This is a genomic window from Actinomadura sp. 7K507 (assembly GCF_004348425.1).
Classification (GTDB): Bacteria; Actinomycetota; Actinomycetes; order Streptosporangiales; family Streptosporangiaceae; genus Spirillospora.
In genome coordinates, this window is the sequence record NZ_SMKK01000155.1 from 1 (window position 1) to 23,185 (window position 23,185).

A 23,185-nucleotide genomic window follows, 5' to 3' on the forward strand; every position below is an offset into this window, starting at 1 on the left:
GCGGGGTCGCCGGGGTCGCGGTCGCCGCCGAGCGCGGCGGTCATCCGGGTCGCGGCGCCCGGCGAGACGCAGTTCGCGGTGACGCCGTAGCGGCCCAGCTCCAGGGACGCGACGATCGTCATGGCGGCGATGCCGGCCTTGGCCGCCGAGTAGTTGGCCTGGCCGGCGTTGCCGAAGAGGCCCGACACCGACGTCGTGTTGATCAGGCGGCCCGCGCGCCCGGGGTGCTCGCCGTGGCGCTCGCGCCAGTGCTTCGCGGCGTGGTGGGTGGTGGCGAAGGTGCCCTTGAGGTGCACCTGGATCACCGAGTCCCACTCGGCCTCCGCCATGCGGGCGATCGTCCGGTCGCGCAGCACCCCGGCGTTGTTGACCAGGACGTCGAGGTCGCCGAAGGCGTCGACCGCCAGCCGGACGAGCCGCTCGGCCTCCTCCCAGGAGGAGATGTCGTGGCCGCTGGCGATGGCCTGCCCCCCGGCCGCGCGGATCTCGGCGGCCACCTCGCCGGCGGGCGCCGTACCGTCGGCCTCGCCGTCGAGTCCGACTCCCAGGTCGTTCACGACGACGGCGGCGCCCGCGCGGGCGAGGCGCCGGGCGTACTCGGCGCCGAGGCCGCGACCGGCGCCGGTCACGATGGCGACCCGGCCGGAGCAGGATCCGTCGGTGGAGAGCGGAACGGTCATCATGGCTGCACTCTGGCGGCCGGCGGCGATCGCCGACAAAGACCTGATCCCGGTCGCCGCGTGTGCCGGAGCCTATGGGTCTCCCGCAGTGCGGCCGGTGGACCGTACTAACGTGTGGGCGTGGACCTGCGGCTGCTCCGGTTCTTCGTGGCGATCATCGACCACGGCGGTGTCACCCGCGCCGCGGAGGCCCTGTACGTCGCGCAGCCGTCGGTGTCGCAGGCGCTGCGCACGCTCGAGCAACGCGTCGGGGTCAGCCTGTTCGAGCGGGTGGGGCGGGGCCTGCGGCTCACCGACGCCGGCCGCGAACTCGAGGTCCGGGCCCGGTCCGTCCTCGCCGAGGTCGAAGAGGCGCGGGCACGGGTCGACCGGGTGGCGCGGCTCGACGCCGGGCGCCTCACCGTCGCGGCGGCCTCGACGCTGGCGATCCATCCGCTCGGTCCCTGGGTGAAGCGCCTGCTGGACGCCCACCCGGGCTTGCGGGTGCATGTCTCCGAACCCGGGCCGGTCCCGGCCGTGCTGGCCGAGATCAGCGACGGCGCGGCCGAGATCGGGCTGGTCGAGCTCCCCGTCCACACGGCCTCCCTCGCGACCGTCGAGCTGGCGCAGGAGGAGCTGGTCATCGCGGCCGGCCCCGGCCTGGCCGCGGGACTCCCGGACCCGTTGCCGCGCGCGTCGGTCGCCGGCCTGCCGTCGGGCGCGCTCACAAGGGTGCCCGGTGGCCGGACGGCCAGTGAGCGGACCATGGCCGAGGTGCTGGGGGAGCCGCGGCTGCGCAGTGCGCAGCGCCAGCTGCTGTGGGACCTCGTGGAGCAGGACGTCCTGGTCACCTTCGTGTCGCGCGCCGTCGCCGAGCGGCTGCTCCCGGACGCGGAGCTCAGGTCCCTGGACCCGCCGGTGTTCCGCCGGGTCGGGCTGGCCCATCGCCCGGAGCGATTGGCTCCGGCGGCGCGGGCGCTGCTGGAGATCGCGTTGTCGCCGCGTACGCGGAGGCCACGAAGAGGCGCGCCACCGGCGACGTCGTCCGGGGATCCCATGCCAGACCGACCGTGAGATCGGCGACCCCGCGCAACGGGGCCAGGCGTGCGCCGCGCCGCGCCGCCTCCACCGCCCGCCGGGAACCGAGCAGCGTCGCCGCGATGCCCTCCAGCATCCAGGCGGTGCGGGTCTCCCGCTGCCCGACGACGGCACGCCGGACGAGGTGCGGGGCGCTCTCCTCGATCATCGCCTCCATGCCGGCGGACAGGATCGGACGCGGCGGCATCAGGACGAGCGGTACGTCGTGCAGTTCGGAGAGGCCGATCGGCGGCTCGTCGCCGGCGGCGGCCGGCTCCTCCCCGGGGCCGGGGGGATGGGCGACATAGACGTCGTAGGTGCCCAGCGGCAGCGTCGCGAGCCGGTCGCCGGTGCGGCCGATGTCGAGCGGGAGGCGGGTCGCGACGACCTCCGCCGTTCCGGAGGCGAGCACCTCGCCGGCTTCCTGCTCCGAGCCGAGCTCGTGGACGTGCACGACCGTCGCGGGGTCCGACCGGAGGAACGCCGCGAGGACCTCGGCCAGCGGACCGTTGAGCGCCGGCGGCAGGGCCGCGATGTCGAGCCTCGGCGCGCTGCGGCGCGGGCCGGCGGAGACCGCGGCCTCGGCCTGCCGGGTCTCGCGCAGGATCCTGCGTGCGGGACCGAGCAGACCGTGGCCGGCCGAGGTCAGCGTCATGCCGCGGCCGGTCCGGTGGAACAGCAGGGCGCCGAGTTCCTTCTCGAGCGCGTGCACGGACTGGGAGATGGTCGACTGGGTCACGTCGAGCGTCGTCCCCGCGCCGCTGATGCTCTGCGCCTCGGCGACCGCCACGAAGTAGCGGAGCTGCTGCAGCTCGATGACCGGCCTCCCCGCTCGCTCCTACAGGCCCAGTGCCTTGGCGATGATGACGCGCTGGACCTCGTTGGTGCCACCGTAGATCCGGGAGATGCGAGAGTCGGTGTACATGCGGGCGATCTCGAACTCCCGCATGAACCCGTACCCGCCGTGCAGTTGCAGGCACCGGTCGATCACGCGGTTCTGCATCTCGGTGCAGTAGACCTTGACCGTGGACGCCTCGGCGGCGGTGAGGTCGCCGGCCTCGTGCGCGCGCATGGCCTGGTCGAGCAGGGCGCGCCCGGCGGTCACCTCCACGTGGCAGGAGGCGAGCTTGAACTTCGTGTTCTGGAAGGACGACACGGGCCGGCCGAACGCCGTGCGGTCCCTGACGTAGGAGACCGTGATCCGCAGTGCCTTCTCGGCCGACACCTGGGAGCCGAGGGCGATGCCGAGCCGCTCCTGCACGAGGTTGTGCGCGAGGTAGCGGAAGGCCTGGCCCTCTTCGCCGAGGAGGTCGTCCGCCGGGACGGCGACGTCGTCGAAGAAGAGTTCGGCCGTGTCGGTGGCCTTGAGTCCGATCTTCTCCAGGTTGCGGCCCCGGCTGAAGCCCTCGCTGTTGGTGTCGACGACGAGGAGGGAGAGTCCCACCCGCCGGTCGGCGTTCTCGCTGGTGCGCGCCACGACGACCACCAGGTCGGCGTTGATGCCGCCGGTGATGAACGTCTTGCCGCCCGACAGCACCCAGTGGTCGCCTTCGAGCCGCGCCGCCGTGCGGATGCCGGCCAGGTCCGAGCCGGTGCCCGGCTCGGTCATCGCGATGGCGCCCATCCGCCGGCCCGCGACCATGTCGGGCAGCCAGCGCCGCTTCTGCTCCTCGGTTCCCTGGCGCAGGATGTAGGGGATGACGAGGTTCATGTGCGTCGCCGCGCCGCCGAGGGAGACGCCCGCCCTGCTGCACTCCTCCGACCACACCGACGAGTAGAGGAAGCCGTCCTCGCCACCGCCGCCGTACTCGGCCGGCACGCGGAGGCCGAGCATTCCGAGGTCCCCCAGCTTCTGGTAGATCTCGTGCGGGACGCGCCCGGCCGCCTCCCAGTCGGGGAAGTGCGGGACGACCTCCTTTTCGAGGAATGCCCGCACCGACTGCCGGAAGGCCTCGTGCTCCGCGTGGTAGATCGGCGTCTGCATCGCATGTCTCCTTGGTTGCTCGGGACCGGGTTTGCTCGGGACCGGGTTGCTCGGGGCGGGTCAACCGCGCCAGCGGCCGGTGAAGGTGGGGCGTTCGCCCCGGGCGAGCGCCTCCCGGGCGGTCGGGGAGTCGGTCCCCACGTTGACCACCTGGGCGATGTTCTCGGCCGCGACGGCCTCCCGGAACGACCGCTCGTGGGAGCGGTCGAGCAGCTCCTTGTCGAGCCGCAGGGCGACGGGCGGGGCCGCGGCGAGGCGCAGCGCCAGGTCGTCGGTGAACGGGCCGACCTCGCCGGGTGGGACGAGCCAGGTCACCAGGCCGAGCCGGTGGGCCTCCTCGGCGTCGAGCGTCTCGGCCAGGTAGGCGAGCCGCTTGGCCGTCTGCAGGCCGACGACCCGGGGAAGCGACCACGACGACCCGGTGTCGAGCGAGAGCCCGCGGCGCGAGAACGCGGTTCCGAACCGGGACCTGGTCGTGGCCACGACCAGGTCCGCCGACAGCGCCAGGCTCAGGCCGGCGCCCACGGCGGGACCGTCGACCTTCGCCACGACCGGGAGCGGCAGCTCCTGGAGGGCGACCAGCGGTGCGGTGACGTGGCCGAGGCGGTCCAGGGGGTGCAGGTCGGTGCGCCGCCGCGCCGAGGTGTCGGCTCCCGCGCAGAAGTGGCCGCCCGCTCCGGTGAGCACCAGCACGCGCGCCTCCGACCGGGTGACCGTTCCCAGGTGGTCGGCCAGGACGGCCCAGGTATCCCGGTTCATCGCGTTGCGGACGTCCGGGCGGTCGATCGTGATGGTGGCCACGGGTCCCTCGAAGGCGAGTCGCACCTCGTTGCCGGGACTGCTCTCCTGCTTCACGCCGTCATTCAAGGGTGCCGCGGCGTCCGCGGACCAAGACCTGCCGCCGAACCCGGGGGAGTCCCCTGCCTATGTGAGCATCGCGCCGATCCGGTCGATCTGGGGCAGGGCGTCCTCGAAGAGCAGCGACAGGTAGATGCCGTCGACGTGCGCCGACAGCTCCTCAAGCCGGGCCCGGCAGTCGTCCGCGCGCCCCACGACGGCGAAGCGGTCGAGCAGGTAGTCCTCGATGTCGGGCCGGTCGGCGAACATCGTCGCGTTCGAGGTCGCTCCGGAGCGGCCGTGCGAGCCGTAGTCGTAGGTCGCGTAGCGCTCGGCCAGCACGCCGGCGTACTCCGGGGGCACGTTCTTGCCCTCGAAGGTCGACGCGAAGGCGAAGTGCGACGCGCTCACCGCGCGCGGGACGAGGCGCCGCCGCAGGTCGCGCACCTCGGTGTCGTCCCGTCCGATGGCGATCCGGACCGATGCCCAGGTCTCGAGCGGGGCGGCGGCGGCGTCGCGGGCGGCGTTCGCGCGCTCGCGGATCGTGCGGAGGGCGGCGGGGTCACCGCCGACGCCGGCGATGACCCCGTCGGCCACGCGCCCGGCGGCGCGCGCGGTCGCGGGACCGCTGGCCGCGAGGAGCAGGAAGGGATCGACGCCGGCCGCCCGCGCGGAATCGGCCACCGAGTTGCCGAACCGCTCGAGTTCGGCCAGGGACGCGGGCCGGAGGCCGAAGGTGTGCACGGCCGAGTCGCCTCGGCCGAACCCCAGGCGGAACCGGCCGGGGTGGGCGGAGGCCAGGGCGCGCACGGCGCCCGCGTGCACCGACCAGTGCCGGGTCACGGGGTTGGTCACGCTGGTGCTCACGACCAGCGAGGACGTCGCCCTGAGCGCGTCGGCGCAGGCGGAGTAGAGCTCCGCGTAGTTGGGGGAGTCGCCGATCCCGATGCCCCACAGGCCGGCCGCCTCGCACCGTGCGGCCACCTCCCTGGTCAGGTCGAGGGATAGCGGGAGCCAGTTGGCGCACAAGCGCACGGTTCAGTCCTCTCCGTCGGGCACCGACGCTTGACACAGCCTCGGATCACGCAGATGATTCATACCAGAGGAATTGAATTCCACTCAATCGAATCGCAGTCGTGACGATGCTGAGAGGGGCCCTATGACTGAGGCCGTGCGCTCCGAGTCGCCCCCGGCGGGCGACGTCGCGCCGATCCCAGACAAGATCCGCATCGAGGGGCTGTCCTACCGGTACCGCCGTCGCGGCCGGGAGGACGTCGTCGCCCTCGACAACGTCGACCTGACCGTCGGGCGCGGCGAGTTCCTCTCGGTCGCCGGGCCGTCGGGCTGCGGGAAGTCGACGCTGCTGCGGGTCCTCGCGGGGTTGCAGAAGCCCACGGACGGAGTCGTCCGGATCAACCGCGAGCACCGGGACCGGCCGCTCGTCGCGCCCGTGTTCCAGGAGTACTCGATCTTTCCCTGGCGCTCGGTCGAGGCGAACGTGCGCCTCGGGCTCGACGCCGCCGGGGTGGACCGCACCGAGGCGCGCCGCCGCTCGCAGGAGTGGATCGAGCGGGTCGGCCTGGCCGGGTTCGAGAAGGTGCTCCCGGGCAACCTGTCCGGCGGCATGAAGCAGCGCGTCGCCCTGGCTCGCGCGTTCGTCGTCGAGCCCGAGATCCTGCTGATGGACGAGCCCTTCGCGGCGCTCGACGCGCAACTGCGCAAGGTGCTGCAAGAGGAACTCCTCGCCATCGTCCGCGAGCACAGCTACACGGTCTTCTTCGTCACCCACAACCTCGACGAGGCGATCCTCCTCTCCGACCGGATCGCCCTGATGTCGGCCCGTCCGGGACGCATGCGCCGCATCGCGGACGTCCCGTTCTCGCGCCCGCGGACGGCGGAGCTGAGGAAGGACCCGGAATTCGGCCGGCTCGAGGAAGAACTCTGGGCCGACCTCAAAGGGGACATCGAGACGGTCGAGGAGGTCGTTCAATGATCGTGGAGATGGACAAGAGCGCCCCCGGGAAAGAGGACGACTGGGTCGAGCGCCGGCCCGAGCCCAAGCAGCGGTCGACGGCGTACGAGGCGAGGCGCGACGGCGTCCTGCGGCTCGTGCTCGGCCTCGTGCTCCCGGTCGGCGTGCTCGTCGCCTGGGAGATCTCGGCGCGGTCGGGATGGGTCGACGCCCGCTTCTTCAGCCAGCCGAGCGCGGTGGCGGTGAAGGCGCAGGAGGACCTGGCGAGCGGACTGCTCTGGTCCGAGCTGAAGATCACCATCTTCCGGCTGGTGACCGGCTACGTCGTCGGATCGCTGGCCGGGATACTCATCGCCCTGCTGATGAGCCAGGTGAAGATCCTGCGCTGGATGCTCGAACCCCTGATCCGCGCGCTCTACGTCATTCCGAAGCTGGCGCTGCTGCCGCTGTTCCTGCTCCTCTTCGGGCTCGGTGAGGTGCCCAAGCTGGTCTTCATCTCCCTCGGCACGTTCTACATCGTCGCCTTCACCACGCTGTCGGCCGCGATGATGATCCCCACCGCGTTCCACGAGGTCGCGCGGTCCTACGACCTGTCGCCCGGCCAGCGGTTCCGCTGGATGATCGTTCCGGCGATCACGCCGCAGATCGTCTCCAGCCTCAAGCTCGCCTCGGGCATCTCCATGCTGCTGGTCATCGCCGTCGAGTTCGTCAACGCCCACGAGGGACTCGGCTACTACACCTGGCACGCCTGGCAGGTCTTCGTCCCCGACCGCATGTACGTCGGCATCGTGACCATCTCGATCGTCGGGGTCCTGTTCGGCGGACTCGTCGGAGCGCTCGGCTCCCGCGTGACGCGCTGGGCGGACAGCGAGTACGCCCAGAGCCGCTGACCAGAGCCGCTGACCAGAGCCGCCTCGCAGCACACTTCCATCCACCACGCAGGACCCCCCGCGTTCGGCGACGAGCGCCGGGAGGACCTGCGCTGCCCGCAGACGGGAAAGCAGCACATCGCATGACCACACCAATCGAGCCGCGGCCGACCGGCCCGGCCGCCCAGCCGGCCGACGTGTCCGAGCTGCGCGAGATCGCCCGCCAGGTCGCGGAGAAGCGCTACGCGCCCCACGTCGAGCGGTGGGACCGCGACCGGACCGCCATCACCCATGACGAGCGGCGCTACCTGGGGTCCCTCGGATGGCTGGGCATCACCCTGCCCGAGGAGTACGGAGGCGCCGGCGGGACGTTCGCCGAAGCCCTCACCGTGGTCGAGGAGCTGGCGAAGGTATGGCCGCCGGCGGCCTTCCAGGTCTTCGAGGCCAACGTCGGACCGGCGCAGCACCTGGTGCGGCTCGGCACCGAGGAGCAGAAGCGGCGGTTCCTGCCCGGCGTGATCAGCGGCGACAACGCCATGGCCATCGGCATCTCCGAGCCGGACGCCGGATCGGCCGCCACCGACATGGTCACCCGCGCGGAGATCAAGGGCGACACCGTCGTGGTGCGCGGACTGAAGCGCTGGATCTCCAACGGCGGAGACGCCGACCGCTACCTCGTCTACTGCCGGATGGGCGACGCCCCGGGCGCCAAGGGCATCGGCGCGGTGATCGTCGAGGCCGACCGCGAGGGCGTCTCGTTCGGGGCCCGGGAGCGGCTGATGGGCTTCCGGGGCCTGCCGTCAGCGGACGTGATCCTCGACGACGTGGAGGTCCCGGTCGAGAACATCGTCGCCCGGCCTCCCGACGGCTTCCGCGACCTGTTCTCGATGTTCTCCATCGAACGACTCGGCAACACCACGATGAGCCTCGCACTGGGGCAGGCCGCCCTGGACAAGACCATCGCCTACGTCCAGGAGCGCGAGCAGTTCGGCCGGCCCATCGCGGACTTCCAGGCGGTGCAAGTCGGCCTCGCGGACATGCTCCTGGAGGTCGAGTCGGTGCGCATGCTCCGCGACCGCGCGGTGGCCGGGGTCGACGCCGGCGCCCCGAGCACCCTGCACGTCTCGCTCGCCAAGTGCGCCGCCAACGAGATGGCCAAGCGGGTCACCGACATGGCGATGATGCTGCACGGCGCGAACGGCTACACCGAGGAGTACGGCCTGGAGCGGATGCACAGGGACGCGCACGGCTGGGCGCTCGCCGGCGGCACCCCCAACATCCAGCGCACCCGCATCGCCTCCGAGCTGCTCGGGCGCTCCTTCGACCAGCGTCCGGCGCGCAAGGCCGCCGCCAACGGAAAGGAGGCGTGAGCCATGGCCGAGCTTCGTGAGGTCGTCATCGTCGACGGGTGCCGCACCCCGATGGGCAAGGGCAAGCCGGGGGGCGCGCTGAGCGGCCTCCACCCCGTCGAGCTCCTCGCCCAGACCCTCACCCACCTCGTCTCGCGGACGTCCATCGACCCCGGCATCGTCGGTGACGTCATCGTGGGCTGCGTCAGCCAGGCCGGTGAGCAGTCCGCGACGCCCGGCCGGATGGCCTGGCTCTCCGCGGGCTTCCCCGTCCATGTCCCGTCCACCACCGTCGAGCGCAAGTGCGGCTCGGGGCAGCAGGCGATCGAGTTCGCCGCCCAGGGCATCGCGATGGGCATGCACGACGTCGCCATCGCGGCGGGGGTCGAGTCGATGAGCCGCGTCCCGATGGGCGTCGCCCGCATCGAGCAGGACCCCTGGGGCCCCGGCGTCGCCGGGCGCTTCCGCCTGGTCCCGCAGGGCGTCGCGGCCGAACGGGTCGCCGAGACCTGGGGCATCACCCGCGAGGAGCAGGACCGGCTCTCCGAAGCATCCCACCGGCGGGCGCAGGCCACCGCCGAGTCCGGCGGCTTCGACGACGAGATCGTCCCGGTCACCCTCCCCGGCGGCGCGAAGGTGACCGCCGACGAGACCATCCGCCCGGCCACCACGGTCGAAGGCCTCGCCGGCCTCAAGGCCGCCTTCGAGTCCGAGGACTACGCCGACCTCCTGCCGGGCCGCACCTGGTCGGTCACCGCGGGAAACAGCTCCCAGCTCACCGACGGGTCGGCGGCCGTGCTGCTGATGAGCGCGGAGAAGGCCGGGCGGCTCGGCCTCACCCCGCGCGCACGCATCACCGGCTCGTCCGTCGTCGGCGACGACCCCGAGATGATGCTGACCGGCCCCATACCGGCGACCCGGCGGATCCTGGAGCGCACCGGCCTCGGACTCGACGACTTCGACTCCTTCGAGGTCAACGAGGCGTTCGCCTCCGTCCCGCTCGCCTGGGCCAGGGAGTTCGGCGCCGATCCCGCCCGCCTGAACCCGCGCGGCGGCGCGATCGCGCTCGGCCATCCGCTCGGCGCGAGCGGATGCCGCATCTTCGTCACCCTCCTCAACCACCTGGAGCAGACCGGTGGCACCCGCGGTCTCCAGACCATGTGCGAGGCCGGCGGCCTCGCGAACGCGACCGTCCTGGAGCGGATCGCCTGACGGCGCACGCCACCGACGACACGAAGGGCACAACGAATGGACATCCGGGGCAAGGCGGCACTCGTCACCGGGGCGGCGTCCGGCCTGGGCCGGGCGACCGCGCGGCGGCTGGCCGCTGCCGGGGCGCACGTCGTCCTCCTCGACCTGGAGAGCAGCGGCGGCGAGCTCGTCGCCGAGGAGCTCGGCGCGACCGCCGGGGGACAGATGCGGTTCGCCGCGGCCGACGTGACCGACTCCGACCAGGTCGAGGCCGCCGTGCGGGCCGCGACCGAACTCGGCGAGCTCCGCGCACTCGTGCACTGCGCCGGCCGGGGCGGGCCCGTCCGGGTGGTCGAGAAGGACGGCACGCCGGGCTCCATGGAGCGGTTCCAGGACGTGATCCAGACCAACCTGATCGGGACCTTCAACGTGCTGCGCCACGCGGCGGCGGCGATGGTCCCCCTCGACGACCTACCCGACGGCGAGCGCGGCGCGTGCGTGCTCACCGCCTCGGTCGCGGCCTGGGAGGGGCAGATCGGGCAGCTGCCCTACGCCGCCTCCAAGGCGGGTGTGGTCGGCATGACCATCGTCGCCGCCCGTGACCTGGCCCGCAACCACGTCCGCGTCAACACGATCGCGCCGGGCCTGTTCGACACCCCGATCCTCTCCCGGGTGCCGGAGGAGGTCCGGGGCCGCCTGGCCGCGTCGATCCCGCACCCGGCGCGCCTGGGCGACCCCGAGGACTTCGCGTCCCTGGCCGCCCACGTCGTCGCCAACCCCATGCTCAACGGCGAGACGATCCGTCTCGACGGCGCCATCCGGATGGGCCCCCGATGACGCCGCCCGCATCTCCGCCCGCTCCCTCTGAAAGGAAACCTTCCATGAGCGTCGACGCCACGACTCCCGCAGACGGCCCCCCGACGGGGGACGGCCTGCCAGGGCAGGAGTCGATGTTCGACGTCGCCCGCGACGTCTGGGACCCGGCAGGGCTCGACCCGGAGCCGCAGGACGACGGCATGTGGGCAGAGCTCACACCGCGCCAGCGCGAGATCCGGGAACTGGCCCGCGAGGTGGCCGTCCGCGAGCTCCGTCCAATGGCCGCCCACTGGGACGAGACCGAGGAGTTCCCGCGCAAGACCTTCGAGGCCGTCCTGGAGACCGGACTCGTCGGGCTCACGATCCCGGAGCAGTACGGCGGCCAGGGCGAGAGCCTGCTCGAGGGATGCATCGTGGTCGAGGAGCTGGCCCGCGCGTGCCTGAGCACCGCGATGTCGGTCCAGCCGTTCCTGAACGGCCCGTGGCGCGCGATCAGCGTGCTCGGTACGCAGGAGATGAAGGACCGGCTGCTCCCCGGGGTGGCCGACGGCACGAACCACTTCGCCATCGCCATGAGCGAGCCGGGCGCGGGCAGCGCCGGCACCGACCTCCGGGCCACCCTGACCCCGGACGGCGACGGGTTCCGGCTGACGGGCACCAAGTGCTGGATCACCGGTGGCCACGTCGCCGACACCATCATCGTGTTCGCCCGCCTGGCCGGTACCGAGGGTCCCTACGGAATCGGTGCCGTGGTGCTCACCGGGCGGTCCGACGGGATGGGCGAGTTCCACATCGACCCCAAGATGGGGATCCGGGGCGTCGCCGAGTGCATGGTGCAGTTCGACAACGTGCGCATCGACCCGGAGGACGTCCTGGTGCTGCCCGAGGAGCACTCCAAGAGGGGCACCGGCATCCTCGTCAACCAGTTCAACCCAGAGCGGTGCGGCAACGCCGCCATGTGCACGGGGCTCGGCCAGGCCGCCCTCGACGCGAGCGTCGGCCACCTCAACGCCCGCCGCCAGTTCGGCCGCCCGCTCGCGGAGTTCCAGGGGCTGCAGTGGAAGATCGCCGACATGGCGCTGGACGTGCACGTCTCGCGCATGCTGGTGTGGCGGGCCGCCCGCAGCGGCGACGGGGGCTTCCCGGACCAGACGGAGACCCTCATGGCCAAGCTGCACAGCAGCGAGATGGTGCAGCGCGTCACCAACTCGGCCATCGGCGTCCACGGCGCTCGCGGCTACTCGCGCCGCTGGCCGGTGGAGCGCTACTTCCGGGACGGGCGCGGCCTCGTGATGGGCGGCGGGACGCCCGAGGTGATGCGCAACGTGCTCGGTGCGCAGGTGCTCGGCGTCAGCGGCAGCCAGCGGAGGAAGTGACATGGCCCTGCGACCCCAGCTGGATCGGACGGCCTACGGTGACGAGCACCGGGACTTCGGCGACATGGTCGGCGCCTTCCTGCGCAACGACGTGGCACCGCGCGTCGCCGGGTTCGAGGCCGCGGGGATGGTGGACCGGGACGTCTACCGGTCCGCCGGAAAGCTCGGCCTGGCCGGGCTGCAGATCCCGGAGGAGTACGGCGGCGGCGGCCAGGACGGCTTCCTCTTCAACTGCGTCGTGACCGAGCAGGTCGCCTACGAGCGGGTGACCCTGGGCTCCCTGCGCGTGCACACCGACGTGGTCACGCCGTACGTGCTGTCCCTCGCGACCGATGAGCAGAAGCGCCGCTGGCTTCCCGGGATGGCGAGCGGCGAGCTGATGACGTCGATCGCCATGACCGAACCGGGCACGGGCTCCGACCTGGCCGGCATGCGCACGACGCTGCGCCGCGACGGGTCCGACTGGATCCTCAACGGTGTGAAGACGTTCATCACCGGTGGCGCGCAGGCGGACCTGGTCCTCGTGGTCGCCCGCTCCTCGTCGTCCGACGACGACCGCCGTGCCGGGCTGACCATCGTCGTCGTCGAGGCGGGCATGCCGGGCTTCACCCGCGGCGCCAAGCTCGACAAGCTCGGCCTCAAGGCGCAGGACACGACCGAGCTCTTCTTCGACGACGTGCGCGTACCCGCGGCCAACGTGCTCGGTGAGGAGGGCCAGGCGTTCCGCTACCTGTCCTCCCACCTGGCCCAGGAGCGGCTGTCCATCGCGGTCAACTCGCAGGCCCAGGCCGTCGCGGCGCTGGACCTGACCTGCGATTACGTCCGCGACCGGGAGGTTTTCGGCCGGCAGCTCGGCGCTTTCCAGAACACCAAGTTCGTCCTTGCCGAGCAGGCGACGCAGATCACGGCGGGCCAGGCGCTCCTCGACCAGGCCATGGCCCGGCACGAGCGTGGCGAGCTTGCCCCCGCAGCGGCGGCCCAGGTCAAGCTGTTCTGCACCGAGCTCCACGGCCGTGTGGCCGATGCCTGCCTGCAGATGCACGGCGGCTACGGCTACGTCTGGGAACAGGACATCTGCCGGATGTACGCCGACGCGCGGGTAGCCCGCATCTACGGCGGGACCAGCGAGGTGATGAAGGGCATCATCGCCCGCACGCTCCAGCTGACCTGATCCCGGTCAGACCTCCCGGACGACCGCCGGCCGGCCGAGGCGGGTGCTCATGGCATCCGCCTCCCGCAGCACGCCCGCGATGACCTCGTCGCTGATCACCTCGGCGCGCGAGGTCGGAATGGACGCGCCGAGCGCGCCCACGACGTCTCCGGTGGCGTCGAAGACGGGCGCGGCGCATCCCCACAGCTCGGGCCATCGCGTCCCGCGCCCGGCGGCGTAGCCGCGCCGCCGGATCTCGGCCAGCATGGTCTCGACCTCCCCGGGGTCGCGGGGGTCGCCGCTCGCCGCCTGCTCGGCGATGGCCCGCTCGACGAACGACTCGTCGAGCTGCGCGAGCACGGCCTGGCCGGTGGTGACCTGGAGGAGCCGGTAGCGCTGGCCGAGGCGCACGTGCGCCCGGACCGGCTTGATCGGCTCCGAGTGGGCCGCGTAGGTCACCGCGCCCTGCTCGTAGACGGCGTAGACCGAGGTCTCGTCCAGCTCGGCGGTCAGCCGGTCGGTGTGCTCGCGGGAGATGGCCAGGGTGCCGACCGAGGTGTTGACCGCGCAGCCGAGCCGCCAGACCAGCATCGTCCCGCGCCAGGTCCGGTCGGCCTGCTGCACGACGTAGCCCTCGTCCGCCATCAGGCGCAGGATCCGCAGCAGCGTCGGAGGCGCCAGTTCGGTGCGCTCGCTGAGCACCTTGAGGGTCTGCGGACCGTGGTCGCAGACCGCCTCGAGCACCCGCAGCGTCCGTGCGATCGAACCCTCGGCCACTGCCCGGCCTCCTGAAGTTTTTCTGGACGGTTCCTCCTGGAGCTTACCGGGAATTCTGCTCAGTCGAATCCAATTGCAGGTCAGACGGTGAGTGTGGCGGCGATCTTCGCGCGGTGGTGGCCGGCCGTGCCCAGAAGCAGGGCGCCGACGGTGCAGCGCTTGAAGTAGTGGTGCAGGTCGTGCTCCCAGGTGAAGCCGATGCCGCCGTGCAGTTGGAGGGCGCCGCCGGCGACCTCCTCGACGGCCTCCGCCGTCCAGGCCATCGTGGTCGCGGCGACGAGGGCGCGGTCGCCGGCGCCCGTCTCGATGCCGTCCGCCAGTTCGAGCACCATCGAACGGATGGACTCGACCTGGACCAGCATGCTCGCGCACCGGTGCTTGACGGCCTGCCGCGCGGCGATCGGCATGCCGAACTGGACCCGCTGACCGGCGTACTCGACGGTGGTGTCGAGCAGCCAGGACGCCAGCCCCAGCAGCGTGGCGCTGTGCAGGGCCAGCGCGAGCAGGCGCGCCTCCCCGATCGCGGCGGTCAGGGCGTCGCCACCGGCCGGCAGCAGAGTGGCGGGGGAGGCGCCGCAGACCACCCGGGCGAGCGGCTGGGTGGCGTCGAGGTTCTCCAGCGGTTCGACGGCGGTGTCTCCCGTCCGTACCAGTGCGAGGCGACGCCCCTCCGGCGCCCGCACGGCCGCCACGACGACATCGGCGATGTCCGCGTCCGGCACGAACGGAAGGGTGCCGTGGACCAGGCCGTCGCGCATCTCGAGCGCGGGGGCGGTCCAGGTGCCGTCATCGGCCAGGAGCCCGTACGTCGCCAGGCCGGCGACCTCCCCACCGCCCGCCGCGACGAGCGCGCCCGCGACCGAGGCGCTCAGGAACGGCAGGGGAGCGGCGGCCCGGCCCAGGGCCTCGGCGACCAGGCATGCGGTGACCACGTCACCGGCCTCGGCCGGTTCGAGGAGCCCGTTGTCCGTCAGCTCGGACCAGAGCCCGGCGTCGAACCTCCGGGGCCCCGGCGCGTGGCGCATCCGCTCCAGCGGGTCGCGCTTGCGCAGCAGGGCGCCGACGCTCTCGGCGAAGTCCGCCTGCTCGGTGGACGCCAGCTTCATGCGTTCCCTCCCTGGGAGCCGGTGAACTCGCGCCAGGAGACGGTCTTGCTCGGGTCCGCTCCGCGCGGCATGCCGAGGGCGCGCTCGGCGATCTGGTCGCGGAGCACCTCGGAGGTTCCGCCGGCGATGGTCTTCGGCTGCACGCGCAGGAAGGCCCAGGCGTCGTACGAGCGAGCGCGGTCGCCGGGGGCGTGCGCGACCGCGCCGAGCCCGGCGCCGCCGAGGATGCCGCGCTGGAGGCGCTTGGTGTGCTCGGCCTGCAGGACCTTGTTGTACGGCGTGCCGTTCGCCACCGGAGGCAGCCCTTCCGAACGGTGGAGCGCGTTGCGCCGGTTGTTCATCGCGATCGCCTGGGACTCGACGTAAAGGCGCACGATCGCGTCGGCCTGGACGGCGTCGGCCCCCGGCAGGCGTTCGGCGACGAGCTCGTCGACGGTGCGGCCGACGACGGAGCCGGGGGTGGCGGCGCCCGCCCCCGAGCCGGCCATGCGCTCCAGCTGGAGCACCGTGCGCACGACCTCCCAGCCCTGGCCCGCCTCACCGAGGCGGTACCGGTCCGGTACCGCGACGTCATCGAGGGTGACCTCGAAGAACTCCGCGTCGCCGGTCATCTGCAGGATCGGCCGGACCTGGACGCCGGGCGCCGAGAGGTCCACGAGGAAGCAGGTCAGGCCGGCGTGCTTGGGCACGTCGATGTCGGTACGGGCGACCGCGAGGCCCCAGCCGGCCCGGTCGGCGCGGCTGGTCCAGGTCTTGCGGCCGGTGAGGCGCCACCGGTCGCCGTCGCGGCGGGCGCGGGTCCGGACCGAGGCCAGGTCGGAACCGGCCTCGGGCTCGCTGAAGAGCTGGCACCAGAGCACCTCGTTGCGCGCGATCGGGGGGAGCAGCTCGGCGGCGACGTCGTCGCCGGCGAACCTGAGGATCGCGGGTCCGACCCAGCCGGTGCCGATGGCGCTCTCCACCGTGCCCACCCGCCAGCGGGCGAGGGTCCGGCGGACGTCGACCGTCTCGTCGGCGGACAGCGCGCGTCCGCCCAGGCGGGCCGGCCACTCCGGGACGAGCCAGCCGTCGGCCGCGACGGTACGGACCAGATCGGCGGTCAGCCCGGCGTCCAGGCCGGCGAGGTGGTCGGCCAGGCCCTCGCGGTCGCCGCCGTCGACCAGCTCGGTCCAGCGCGCGGGCAGCACCCGCCGCAGCAGCTCCTCCAGTTGCAGCGCGGCGCTCATCGCACGACCCTGGCGTCGAGGGCGACGATCCGGCCGTCCACGACCCCGAGCGGGTTGCACTCGACGAGCGCGGCACCGGTGCGGCCCGCGAGTCCGGCGAGGGCGAACGCGGCCGCGGCGAGCCCCGCCGCCAGCCCGTCGTAGCGTCCCGGCACGCGGTCGAACAGCTCCGCCGCGAGCCGCCGGGCGAAGTGCTCGGCTCCGAGGGCCGCCGGCATCGCGACCGTGCGGTCCAGCAGCTCGACGTGGGCGCCGCCGAGGCCCGCCGAGACGACCAGCCCCCACTGGGGGTCGCGCCGGACGCCGGCGAACAGCTCCATCGACGCGCGGAGCTGGCGCGCCACGATGAGCGGGACACCGTTCGCGAGGAGTTCGGCGGCGACCTCGCGGGCGGTGTCCGCGGTGACGTCGAGCCGGACCCCGCCGGCGCGGGCCTTGTGGACGCCGGCCGCGACGTCGGACTTGAGGACGACCGGCCAGCCGAGATCTGCGCCGTGGGCCAGCACCTCGGCGACCGTGGCCGCGGTGCCCCAGCCGGCCGGCTCCACGCCGGCGCCGGCGACGAGCCGCAGGCTCTCGGACGCGGTCGGGTCGGAGTCGAGGGAGCCGGAGCCGGCGGCGACCGGCCGGAACCCGGCGCCGGCGGCCGACCTCGGTGGCGCACAGGACGCGAGGACCCGGCACGCCGAGTCGAGGTCGGGGAGGACGACCTCGCCGGCCTCGATGAGCGGTCTGACACTGGCCGGTTCCCGGTCGAGCGTGGCCACGACCGTGGGCGGCGCGGCACCGGCGTGCGCGCCCGCGGCGGCGGCCTGGTTCTCGCGGCCGATCACGATGACGAGATCGACCTCGCCGCTCTCGCGCAGCGTCGTGCAGACCTTCTCGAGCGTCGCGTCGTCGCCGATCGTCTGCGCGGTCACGTCGACGGGGTTGCGGGCAGAGGCGATGCCCGGCAGGTGCGCCATCAACCGCTCCTGGAGGCCGGCGCTGAGGGCCGGGACCTCGAGACCGACGCCGCTGAGCAGATCGGCGGCGACGACTCCGGCTCCGCCGGAGCCCGTGACGATGCCGGTACGACGTCCTGCGGCGCGGCCCATCAGGGAGAGGCCCAGCCCGGTGAGCACGAGCTCGCGGTCGGAACCGACGAGGGTGGCGCCGTACGCCTCGAACAGTTCGCGGGTCACCGCGGTGTCCGTGCTCACCGCGGCGGTGTGGGAGGCGGCCGCGGTGGAGCCCGCCTCGGAGAGGCCGCCGAGCAGGCACACGACCGGGACGCGGCGGCGCTCCGCATCGGCCAGCAGGGCCTGCAGCGCGTCCGCGTCGCGGATCCCCTCCAGATAGAGGAGAAGGACCCGGGGCTCGGCCGCGGCGAGTACGCCCCGGGCCAGGGTGCAGGCGTCCAGGTGGACCTCGTTGCCGCTGCCGATGAAGCCGTCGAGGTGGAAGCCGTACCGGGCGGCCGCCGTGACGACGCGGGCGCCGAAGGCGCCGCTCTGGGAGACGAGGAAGGCGCCGCTCCCGTGCCGGCAGTCGACGAGGCTGTCGAAGGCCTGGGCGAAGGTCAGCAGCGCGCGGTCGGGCGCGTGGTAGAGCCCGACGGTGTTCGGGCCTAGGACGACGGTGCCCCGGGTGGTGGTCAGCGGCCGGCCGCCGGTCTCCTCGAAGCCGGAGGCGAACACGACGGCGAACGCGGCGCGCCCGTCGATCCGGTCGAGCACCTCCTGGGCGGCGGCGGCCGGCACGCAGAGCAGCGCGACGTCCACGTCCCGGTCGAGACCGTCCCGCGGGCCGGGTGTCAGTACCTCGCCGCCGAACCGCGCCTCGCGCAGGTGCCGCAGGGTGCGGGCGCCGAGGCCCGTCTCGCGCGACGTGCCGCCGATGACGGCGACGGTGGCGGGGGAGAGCAGGGCGCGCAGGTCGGGGACCCGCACGCCGGCCCGCTCCGTCACGTCCGCCCTCATCGGAGGTCGGCGGGGACGCGGGTGTGCTTGGTGGTGCCCCACTCGGGCGCGCGCTTCTCCTTGAAGGCCGCGATGCCCCGCAGCGTCTCGCCGCAGGTGCGGATCCAGGTCAGGACGCGGCGCTCGCGGTTGTACGCCGCGACCCGGTCGGTCGACTCCTGGAACTCGTACATGAGCCGCTTGGTCGCGGTCATCGACACCGGCGCGCAGCGCTCGGCCATGTCGGTCGCGAGGCCGACGGCGGCCTCCAGCACGTCCTCCGGCGCGGCGATGTGGGTCGCCAGGCCGCGGCGCTCGAACTCGGCGCCGTCGATCGTGCGGCCGGTCAGCAGCAGGTCCATCGCGACGCCGAAGCCCGCCAGCCGGGGCAGGAGCCAGGTCGAGCCGCGGTCGGGCATGATGCCGACCCGGTTGAAGGAGAAGGCCAGGCGGGCCGAGTCGGCCACGACGCGGATGTCTGCCTGCATCGCCCAGGTGAGGCTGACGCCGATGGCGTCACCGTTGATGGCCGCGATGATCGGCGTGCTCAGGTTCCACGGCGCCTTCTCCGGCTCGGACAGGGTCTCGACGCCGTGGGTCTTCTCGTCGCGCCAGTTCATGTCGAGGTCCGCGCCGACGCCGAAGTGCTCGCCGCGCCCGCTCACCACGACCACCGAGACCTCCGGGTCGGCGTCGAAGGCGACCAGCGCCTCCTGCAACTGGAGGGCCATCAGCGGGGTGTAGGAGTTGCGGCGGTCCGGGCGGTCCAGGAAGACCAGGCCGACACGGCCCTGCCGCTCGACGGTGACGTGGCGTTCGGTCATGGGTTCTCCGGTGTTCTGCGAGCGTGTGGGGCTGTAGGGGGTCTCGGCTCCCACTGTGGCTCCCAGGGAGGCATATGCGCAAAGACCTCTTTTTCGCAGGTCCCATCGATGCTTCCTATGCCTGGCTAGGCTGAGCGGCCATGGACCTCCGGACGCTGCGCTACTTCGTCGCGGTCGTCGACGAGGGCGGCATCACCCAGGCCGCACGCGTCCTGTTCGTGAGCCAGCCGTCGCTCTCCCTCGCCATGCGCCGGCTAGAGGACGAGCTCGGCGTCGGGCTCTTCGACCGGTCCGGGCGGCGCGCCGTTCCCACGGCCGCCGGCGCGCGGCTGGCCGCCCTGGCGCGCCAGGTGATCGCCGAGGCCGACGGCGCCGGGGAACGGGTCCGGCAGGTGACCAGCCTCGAGGTCGGCCGGCTGGTCGTCGCCACGTCGACCACGCTCGCGGTTCACCCGCTGACCCCCCTAGTCGCGGCGCTCCGCGGGCGGCACCCCGGACTCGAGGTACACGTCCGGGACGCGGGCACCGCGGCCGGAACCTTCGACCTGGTGCGCTCGGGCCGGGCCGAGCTTGGCGTGGCCGACGTCGTCCCGCCGGACACGGGATGGGACCGGTGCGATCTCGGTGCCGAGGAGATCGTGCTGGCGGCGAGTCCGGAGTTCGCCGCGGGGCTGGCGGAGCCGGTCGCGCGGGCACGGGTCGCGGACCTCGACCTCGGGGTGGTCACCTCGGATCTCGACTCCGCGAGCGCCGTCGCGACGGCCGTGGCGTCGATGGCGGGCCGGGTCCGGGCCCAGTGCGCCCACCGGGCGATGCTGTGGGAGCTGGTCAGGGACGGCACGGTCGCGGCGTTCGTCGGCCGGGACACGGCGCGGGCCGTCATGCCCTGGGCGTCGGTCCGCTCGCTCGACCCGCCGCTGTGGCGGGACGCCCACCTGGTCTGGCGCGAGCAGGCGCTCTCACCCGCCGGCGCCGCCCTCGTCGGACTCGCCCGCGGCCGCGACGAACTCGCCCGCGGCCGCGACGAAACCTCGGGCGACCGGTGAGAGCCGGTCCGGGTCGAAGACCAGCCCGACCGACTGGGTGAACGGCGGGTCCAGCGGTCGCACGTGCGCGCCGGCGGCCGCCGCGTCCACGGCGAGCCGGGGGCCGACGATCGTGGCGCCCACCCCGGCCAGCATCAACGAGGTACGGGCCTCACGCTGGTCGGCGACCACGGCGGCGGACAGCGGAGTCCGGGCCGTGGCTCGCTCCAGGGCCGAGCTGCGACCCGCCGCGACCAGCACGGTCGGTACGGCGGACAGCTCCCGCATCGTCACCGCGCGTTCCGGGACGGCTCCGGATCGCGGGGGGAAGGCGACCTGCCACCCCCACGAGCCGATCGGCAGCACCGTCAGCGCGCCGTCCACCGGCGGGGAAACGGGCAGCCGGGTGCAGACGATCTCCGCGGTGCCTCCGGTCAGGACCTCGGCCACCGCGTCCTCGCGGTCGAGGTCGTGCACCCGGACCGCGCGTCCCGGCGCGGCGCCGAGCCACGCCGAGACGAGCGACGAGAACGGGCCGCTGACCACGGTCGACAGGGCCGCGAGCTCCAGCCGGCCGCCCTGCCCGGCCGCGGCCAGGGTCTCCCCGGCCTGCTCGCAGTCGCGCAGGATGCGGCGCGCCGGCCCGACCAGGGCGTGGCCCGCCGGCGTCGGCGACATCCCGCGGCCGACGCGGTGGAACAGCTGTGCGGCGAGCTCCTGCTCCAGGGCGCGGATCGCGGCCGACACCGTCGACTGCCGGACGCCGAGCCGTGCGGCGGCGGCCGTCGCGCTGCCGGTGTCGCGGACGCTCAGGAAGGCCCGCAGCTGGTGGAGCTCCACGGCGGCAGCCTAGCCACCCGGCCCGGACCCGCGCGGTACCGGGATTCAGCTGCCGGTCCAGTCGGCGGGCCGCTTCTCGGTGAAGGCGCGCGCGCCTTCCTGGGCGTCGTTCGAGGCGAACACCTCGTCGACGTACGGCTGCTGGCGGGTGAACCGCTCCTCGCGCGGCCAGGCGCGGGACTCGACGATGATCTGCTTGCTCGCGGCGACCGCCAGGGGTCCGTTGGCGGCGATCCTCTGGGCGAGGGTCAGGGCGGCGTCGAGTGCTCCTCCCTCGTCCGCCAGCGTGCTGACCAGGCCGAGGGCGTGCAGCCGCTCGGCCCCCACCGGGTCGCCGGTCAGCGCCAGCTCCATGGCGACGACCTCGGGCAGCCGGTCCGGCAGGCGGTGCAGGCCGCCGGCCGCGGCGACCAGGCCGCGCTTCACCTCGGGGATGCCGAACCGCGCCGTCGACGCCGCGACGACCAGGTCGCAGGCGAGGACGAGCTCGAAGCCGCCGGCCAGGGCCCACCCCTCCACCGCGGCGATGAGCGGCTTGCGGGGCGGTGCCGCCGCCACCCCGCCGAAGCCGCGTCCCGGGACGCTCGGCCGCTCGCCGCGCAGGAAGCCCTTGAGGTCCATGCCCGCGCAGAAGCTGCCTCCGCTGCCGGTGATCACGGCGGTACGCAGGGCCGGTTCGTCGTCGAGCCGGTCGAGGGCGGCCGCGACGAGCCGCGCCATGGTCTGGGTCATGGCGTTCTTCGCCTGCGGCCGGTTGAGGGTGATGACGAGCACGCCCTCCCGGTCCTGGACGAGCACCTCGGGTGTTTCGCGCGGGTCGGTCGTCGCGGCGGCGTGGGGGTCGTTCACGGGCGGTCTCCTCCTGGGTGAAGGCGGCGGAATGTCGGCACAGGTCTTGACAGGGCAGTGACCATGGTCACAGGATTGCATACAGTGGAATAAAGTTCCATCAGAAGAAATCAGCGAGGATAAGGAGAGGGACCACGATGCGTCGAGTTCCTGCCCGTTCGGTGACCGCGGCCGCTGCCGCCCTGCTGGCGCTGTCGGGTTCCCTGGCCGCCTGCAGCAGCCCCCAGGGCGCCGACAGCGGCGCGGACGACAAGTCGGCGGCGGAGATCTGCCCGACCGCCGACACCGAGGGCACGATCAAGATCGGCATGAGCTCCCCGCTCGCCGTGTTCGCGCCGCTCCTCCTCGGGATCGAGACCGGGGCGTTCAAGGAGGCCGGCGTCGACGTCCAGATCGAGAAGATCCCGAGCGCCGAATCGCTGCCGCTGGTCGCCCGCGGTCAGCTCGACGCGCAGATGACCTCGCTGAGCACGTCCCACTTCAACACCCTGAACGACGGAGTCGACGTTCGCTGGATCGTGCCAATGGACAACCAGCAGAAGATCCCGGCGGGCACCCCGGTCCCCGGCTACTGGTCCCACAAGGACGTCGTCGGCAGCGCCACCTCCCCCGACCTGACCAAGCTCAAGGGAGCCGACGTCAGCACTCCCACCGGCGGCTCCGGCGTGAGCGGCCTGATCCTCGACAACGCGCTGAAGAAGGTGGGGCTGGGCCTCAAGGACGTGAAGCTCACCCAGCCGCTCGTCGGCCCCGACGCGCTGAGCGGACTCACGAACGGTGCGGTCTCGGCCGCCTGGATCTCCGCTCCACTCGAGGTCGAGGCCGCCAAGGACCCCGACCTCGTCCCGATCGCGGGCTACGAGCCCGGCGTGACCGGTACCGCCATCATGGCCGGCCGGTCGCTCCTCGACCGGCCCGAGCTCGCCGTCAAGTTCACCCAGGTGCTCAGCAAGGTCACCGCGAAGCACCTCGACGGCGACTACCGCAAGAACCCCGAGACGGTGCGCCTGCTCGCGGCGGCCGAGGAGGTCGACAAGTCCACGATCGAGAACTCGGCCCTCCTCGTCTTCAACCCGAAGTTCTCGATGGACGGGACGGAGAAGTTCGCCGACGACCTGCAGGCGTTCGCCCTGAAGCGCGGCGAGTTGGAGTACGACAAGCCGCTCGACACCGCGAAGCTCATGGACACCCGGATCACCGAAGCCGCGGGAAGTTGCGACTCCGTCGTCAAATGAGCTCAGGCGCCCCACCGGCCGCCGGGCGTCGCGGCAACTGATCACCGCACGAACACCGAGATGAATGCGACCCGAGCCCAGGA

The 23,185-nt window shown here is 73.1% G+C and carries 21 protein-coding genes and 1 pseudogene; 10 read left to right on the forward strand and 12 right to left on the reverse strand.

The annotated features are described in order from the left end of the window. A partial coding sequence (locus E1285_RS29470; RefSeq protein ID WP_207946913.1) for an SDR family NAD(P)-dependent oxidoreductase occupies positions 1–683 on the reverse strand: 683 nt, incomplete at its 3' end. 117 nt (positions 684–800) lie between these two features. Between E1285_RS29470 and E1285_RS47670 the strand changes: the two genes are divergently transcribed. Continuing rightward, the gene (locus E1285_RS47670) at positions 801–1,733 is read left to right on the forward strand and encodes a LysR family transcriptional regulator (RefSeq protein ID WP_279510103.1); all 933 of its coding nucleotides are present in this window, start codon (positions 801–803) and stop codon (positions 1,731–1,733) included. On the opposite strand, the pseudogene E1285_RS29480 reads toward E1285_RS47670, so the two are convergent. From E1285_RS29480 to E1285_RS29495, 4 genes and pseudogenes are all read right to left on the reverse strand, one after another. Continuing rightward, a pseudogene (locus tag E1285_RS29480) lies at positions 1,729–2,553 on the reverse strand (LysR family transcriptional regulator); the annotation flags it as partial. The gene E1285_RS47670 and the pseudogene E1285_RS29480 sit on opposite strands and share 5 nt — an antisense overlap. 21 nt (positions 2,554–2,574) lie before the next feature. Continuing rightward, positions 2,575–3,720: an acyl-CoA dehydrogenase family protein gene (locus tag E1285_RS29485; protein ID WP_132157818.1), complete on the reverse strand. Its 1,146-nt coding sequence runs from the start codon at positions 3,718–3,720 to the stop codon at positions 2,575–2,577. Positions 3,721–3,780: 60 nt separating this feature from the next. Further along, positions 3,781–4,575 carry an enoyl-CoA hydratase-related protein gene (locus tag E1285_RS29490; RefSeq protein WP_207946914.1) on the reverse strand — a complete coding sequence of 265 codons (795 nt, stop codon included), beginning with the start codon at positions 4,573–4,575 and terminating at the stop codon, positions 3,781–3,783. 69 nt (positions 4,576–4,644) lie between these two features. Next, on the reverse strand, positions 4,645–5,592 hold the full coding sequence (locus E1285_RS29495) for an LLM class flavin-dependent oxidoreductase (RefSeq protein ID WP_132157820.1): 948 nt from the start codon (positions 5,590–5,592) through the stop codon (positions 4,645–4,647). Positions 5,593–5,716: 124 nt separating this feature from the next. Between E1285_RS29495 and E1285_RS29500 the strand changes: the two genes are divergently transcribed. The 7 genes from E1285_RS29500 to E1285_RS29530 all read left to right on the forward strand — a co-directional run bounded on the left by E1285_RS29500 (position 5,717) and on the right by E1285_RS29530 (position 13,301). Then, positions 5,717–6,550 carry an ABC transporter ATP-binding protein gene (locus E1285_RS29500; protein WP_132157822.1) on the forward strand — a complete coding sequence of 278 codons (834 nt, stop codon included), beginning with the start codon at positions 5,717–5,719 and terminating at the stop codon, positions 6,548–6,550. Further along, positions 6,547–7,419, forward strand: coding sequence for an ABC transporter permease (locus E1285_RS29505; RefSeq protein ID WP_132157824.1), 873 nt, complete (start codon positions 6,547–6,549; stop codon positions 7,417–7,419). The genes E1285_RS29500 and E1285_RS29505 overlap by 4 nt, the downstream gene beginning before the upstream one ends. Positions 7,420–7,541: 122 nt before the next feature. Further along, positions 7,542–8,768 carry an acyl-CoA dehydrogenase family protein gene (locus E1285_RS29510; RefSeq protein ID WP_132157826.1) on the forward strand — a complete coding sequence of 409 codons (1,227 nt, stop codon included), beginning with the start codon at positions 7,542–7,544 and terminating at the stop codon, positions 8,766–8,768. Between the two features lie 3 nt (positions 8,769–8,771). Beyond that, positions 8,772–9,959, forward strand: a complete 1,188-nt coding sequence (locus E1285_RS29515; RefSeq protein ID WP_132157828.1) for a thiolase family protein — start codon at positions 8,772–8,774, stop codon at positions 9,957–9,959. A 36-nt stretch (positions 9,960–9,995) separates the two neighbouring features. Next, a complete protein-coding gene (locus E1285_RS29520) occupies positions 9,996–10,775 on the forward strand; it encodes an SDR family NAD(P)-dependent oxidoreductase (protein WP_132157830.1) in 780 nt (259 codons plus the stop codon). A gap of 44 nt (positions 10,776–10,819) precedes the next feature. After that, positions 10,820–12,130 carry an acyl-CoA dehydrogenase family protein gene (locus tag E1285_RS29525; protein WP_207946915.1) on the forward strand — a complete coding sequence of 437 codons (1,311 nt, stop codon included), beginning with the start codon at positions 10,820–10,822 and terminating at the stop codon, positions 12,128–12,130. 1 nt (position 12,131) lies between these two features. Beyond that, positions 12,132–13,301, forward strand: coding sequence for an acyl-CoA dehydrogenase family protein (locus E1285_RS29530; protein ID WP_132157832.1), 1,170 nt, complete (start codon positions 12,132–12,134; stop codon positions 13,299–13,301). Between the two features lie 6 nt (positions 13,302–13,307). On the opposite strand, the gene E1285_RS29535 is transcribed toward E1285_RS29530, so the two are convergent. The 5 genes from E1285_RS29535 to E1285_RS29555 form a co-directional block, all read right to left on the reverse strand. After that, entirely contained in the window at positions 13,308–14,057 is a 750-nt protein-coding gene (locus E1285_RS29535; RefSeq protein ID WP_165966808.1) for an IclR family transcriptional regulator, read from the reverse strand. An 80-nt stretch (positions 14,058–14,137) separates the two neighbouring features. After that, on the reverse strand, positions 14,138–15,163 hold the full coding sequence (locus tag E1285_RS29540) for an acyl-CoA dehydrogenase family protein (protein ID WP_132157835.1): 1,026 nt from the start codon (positions 15,161–15,163) through the stop codon (positions 14,138–14,140). Next, entirely contained in the window at positions 15,160–16,389 is a 1,230-nt protein-coding gene (locus E1285_RS29545) for an acyl-CoA dehydrogenase family protein (protein WP_132157836.1), read from the reverse strand. The genes E1285_RS29540 and E1285_RS29545 overlap by 4 nt, the downstream gene beginning before the upstream one ends. Beyond that, positions 16,386–18,338, reverse strand: a complete 1,953-nt coding sequence (locus E1285_RS29550) for an acetate--CoA ligase family protein (RefSeq protein WP_132157837.1) — start codon at positions 18,336–18,338, stop codon at positions 16,386–16,388. The genes E1285_RS29545 and E1285_RS29550 overlap by 4 nt, the downstream gene beginning before the upstream one ends. 8 nt (positions 18,339–18,346) lie before the next feature. Next, positions 18,347–19,153, reverse strand: coding sequence for an enoyl-CoA hydratase-related protein (locus E1285_RS29555; protein WP_132157838.1), 807 nt, complete (start codon positions 19,151–19,153; stop codon positions 18,347–18,349). A 140-nt stretch (positions 19,154–19,293) separates the two neighbouring features. Between E1285_RS29555 and E1285_RS29560 the strand changes: the two genes are divergently transcribed. Further along, positions 19,294–20,199 (forward strand): LysR family transcriptional regulator, encoded by a 906-nt coding sequence (locus E1285_RS29560; RefSeq protein ID WP_132157839.1) that lies wholly within the window; start codon positions 19,294–19,296, stop codon positions 20,197–20,199. Here E1285_RS29560 and E1285_RS29565 read toward each other — a convergent pair. Together E1285_RS29565 and E1285_RS29570 are read right to left on the reverse strand one after the other, a co-directional pair. Continuing rightward, on the reverse strand, positions 20,113–21,018 hold the full coding sequence (locus E1285_RS29565; RefSeq protein ID WP_132157840.1) for a LysR family transcriptional regulator: 906 nt from the start codon (positions 21,016–21,018) through the stop codon (positions 20,113–20,115). The genes E1285_RS29560 and E1285_RS29565 overlap by 87 nt on opposite strands. 45 nt (positions 21,019–21,063) lie before the next feature. Further along, complete coding sequence (locus E1285_RS29570) at positions 21,064–21,816, reverse strand: crotonase/enoyl-CoA hydratase family protein (protein ID WP_243723128.1); 753 nt, start codon at positions 21,814–21,816, stop codon at positions 21,064–21,066. A 188-nt stretch (positions 21,817–22,004) separates the two neighbouring features. On the opposite strand from E1285_RS29570, the gene E1285_RS29575 reads away from it, so the two are divergent. Next, positions 22,005–23,102 carry an ABC transporter substrate-binding protein gene (locus tag E1285_RS29575; protein WP_132157842.1) on the forward strand — a complete coding sequence of 366 codons (1,098 nt, stop codon included), beginning with the start codon at positions 22,005–22,007 and terminating at the stop codon, positions 23,100–23,102. The last annotated feature ends 83 nt before the right edge of the window (positions 23,103–23,185 follow it).